We start from the raw sequence: 732 nt of genomic DNA, 5'->3' as shown, positions 1-732 counted from the left end.
CGCTGTGTTTGCGGCGGGAAGGAAAAGGCGGCGGCGAAACCGCCGGCGATGGCGCTGGCTGAAGCCAGCGCTTGCGGATCGAGGAGCACGCCGTGCTGGGCCAGTGCCTGCTGCACCGCCTCGGCGACGAGGCCCGCCAAGGCATCCTGCGATGTCCCATCCGTCGGATTTTGAAATCTGGTCATGTGTCTGTCTTGCGGGCCACGCGCTCTCCTCCCCAGCTGCGGCCGATTGAAATGGCTACAGCAGGAAGCAAAAATGGCAGCAACGACAAACACAGCGACCCGACAGGTTGCTGTCTTGCATTTTTTTGCACCCCAACTGGACATCCCGAAATGTCAGTCGCGGGACGCCTCGGTTTGCGTGTAGGTGCGCTCTATGACAGGCGCGCGACAGTTGGCGTCGTTCGACGCGCCCAATGCAATGAAGGCTAAAGCAGCCCCGCCAATTGGGCCGCGCTGCGCAAATTCTGCCTTGGGCGCGGCCCGATCTGTTGGATCACCAGCCCGGCCGCCAGCGAGCCGAGGTCGCCGCATTCCTTGAGGCTGCGTCCTGCGGTGTAGCCGTAGAGGAAGCCGGCGGCATAGAGGTCGCCGGCGCCGGTGGTGTCGACCAGTTCGCGGATCGTCGTCGCATTGATGGTGACGGTCTCGTCGCCACGCACGATGACCGAGCCCTTTTCGGAGCGGGTGACGGCGGCGATCTTGCAATCCTTGCGGATCGCTTCCAGCG

Annotated in this window: 1 protein-coding gene and 1 pseudogene; both read right to left on the bottom strand. The window is 63.8% G+C overall.

Annotated features, from left to right (window positions below; genetic code table 11):
* Window positions 1-185, bottom strand: a pseudogene (locus EOA33_RS37480) (hypothetical protein); the annotation flags it as partial.
* A 245-nt stretch (window positions 186-430) separates the two neighbouring features.
* Window positions 431-732: PfkB family carbohydrate kinase (locus EOA33_RS37475; protein ID WP_245482601.1), on the bottom strand; the 302-nt coding region annotated here is incomplete at its 5' end.

Origin of the sequence: Mesorhizobium sp. M4A.F.Ca.ET.050.02.1.1 (assembly GCF_003997725.1) — a bacterium.
Taxonomy (GTDB): domain Bacteria; phylum Pseudomonadota; class Alphaproteobacteria; order Rhizobiales; family Rhizobiaceae; genus Mesorhizobium.
This window is presented reverse-complemented; position numbering and strand designations above follow the sequence as displayed.